2 protein-coding genes and 1 pseudogene are annotated in these 1,783 nt (G+C 72.3%); 2 read left to right on the top strand and 1 reads right to left on the bottom strand.

Features of this window, described 5'->3' with window-relative positions:
- Nucleotides 1-60: 60 nt before the first annotated feature.
- The gene (tsaE, locus tag DEIPI_RS0126430) at nt 61-483 is read left to right on the top strand and encodes a tRNA (adenosine(37)-N6)-threonylcarbamoyltransferase complex ATPase subunit type 1 TsaE (RefSeq protein WP_027483766.1); all 423 of its coding nucleotides are present in this window, start codon (nt 61-63) and stop codon (nt 481-483) included.
- 121 nt (nt 484-604) lie between these two features.
- Nucleotides 605-1,186 carry a DUF4142 domain-containing protein gene (locus DEIPI_RS0126425; protein ID WP_052352053.1) on the top strand — a complete coding sequence of 194 codons (582 nt, stop codon included), beginning with the start codon at nt 605-607 and terminating at the stop codon, nt 1,184-1,186.
- 54 nt (nt 1,187-1,240) lie between these two features.
- Here DEIPI_RS0126425 and DEIPI_RS0126420 read toward each other — a convergent pair.
- Nucleotides 1,241-1,783: pseudogene (locus DEIPI_RS0126420) on the bottom strand (hypothetical protein); the annotation flags it as partial.

Below are 1,783 nucleotides of genomic sequence, written 5' to 3'. Positions count from 1 at the left end.
CCCGCCGTGTAGCCTGAAAGGCATGTCGGACTTCACTTCGCAGGACAGAGGAAGGTGGGCGTGACGCCCGGCGAGACCCGGCACCTCGGCACGCCCGAGGAGCAGCAGGCGCTCGGCGCGGCGCTCGCGGCGCTCGTCCCGCCGGGCGGCGTCGTCTTCCTGGAGGGCGACCTCGGGACGGGCAAGACGACGCTCACCCAGGGCCTCGTGGCGGCCCTCGGCTTCGACGGGGAGGTGTCGAGTCCCACGTACGCGCTGATGCAGGTCTACCCGGCGCGGGACGGCGCGGTGCTGCACGTGGACGCCTACCGCGTGGAGCACGCGGCGGAGCTCTACGCGATGGACCTCGAACGGCTCGTGGAGGACAGCCGCCTCAGCGTCGTCGAGTGGGGCTCCTTGTTCTACGACGACTTCCCCCATGCCTGGCTGCTGCGCCTCGACTACGCGGAGGGCAGCGGACGGTCCGTGACGCGCGTGAGGTGAGAGTTCACCCCCCGGTTCTCTATACCGCGCCCGGTCCTGCCGGGCGCGGGGACCATGCACACTACGGGCGAGGCCCGAGCGTGCGTCGCGTGACCCGCGGGCTTCCGGAAGGAGAACGCCCTTGAACGTCCCGATGCCCGTCCGTCTCCTCGCGCTCCCCCTGCTCCTCGCCTCGTGCGGCGGTCTGCTCGGCTCGCCCTCCACCACGGACCCCCTCAGGTCCGAGGACGCCGACGTTCAGTTCATGGCGAGCGCCGCGTCCAGCAACCTCTTCGAGATCCAGACCTCGCAGCTTGCCCTGACGAAGAGCACGTCGAGCGCCGTGAAGGCGTACGCGCAGCGGATGATCGACGAGCACAACACCGCGCAGGCGGCCCTGGCGGCGCTCGCGACGTCCCGCGGGATCGTCCTGCCGACGCAGCCGGCCCCGGCGCAGCGTTCCGTCCGCGACCGGCTCGCCGCCTTCCCGGACGCCAGCGGGGGCGCCGCCACGACCCTCTTCGATCAGCTGTACGGCAAGGCTCAGCTCGACGGACATCAGCTCACGCTCGACGTGTTCAACGCCTACCTCAGGACGCCGTCCGCCGACGACGAGGGCGTGAAGGGCTACGCGACCACGAACCAGCCGATCATCCTGATGCACCGCGACGACGCGCGCAACCTGCCGCAGCCGCCGTCGGACGCGACGCCGCTGTCGCGCTGAAGAAAAGGGAAGCGCCGCGACATCGGTCGCGGCGCTTCCCTCGTGCTCGCGGGCTCAGCGGACGAGCGCGGCGCTCTTCTCGGCGCGCAGGCGGACGCGCAGGCCCTCGGCGTACTCGCCGAGGCTGTCGAGCAGGTCCGTCACCTCGGAACGCAGGTAGTACAGGCCGCCGCCGAGCGGGCTGAGCACCCCGAAGGGCGCGCCCGTGAGCAGGTCGAGGACGCGGGCGAGCTCCGCGCCGTTGACGCCGCTGCCGAGCCGCTCGGAGAGGCGGGCGGCGCTCACGACGCTGTGCGCGGGCTGCTGCGCGAGGGTGAGCAGCACGAAGGAGAACACGCCGCGCTGCGAGAGCTGCGCGCTGACGAGCTCCGCGACGCTCTGCACGCTTTCGAGGTCGAAGCTGCCGGTGTTCCAGTAGCCGCGCAGTTCGAGCGGCGTGAGGTTCGCGAGGCGGGCGTTGTCGAGGAGCGCGGCGAGCGCCTCGTGCGTGAGGCGCGGCAGGCCCTGCGGACGCTCGCGCTCGGGGACGAGGACGGCGAGGTAGTCCGCGTCCTCGCGCCAGGCGGGGCCCGACGCGGCGGCGAGGTCGAGGGCGAC

This window comes from Deinococcus pimensis DSM 21231, from assembly GCF_000519345.1.
Classification (GTDB): Bacteria; Deinococcota; Deinococci; order Deinococcales; family Deinococcaceae; genus Deinococcus_A; species Deinococcus_A pimensis.
The sequence above is the reverse complement of the archived record's forward strand: the minus strand, read 5'-3'. Positions and strand labels throughout refer to the sequence as shown.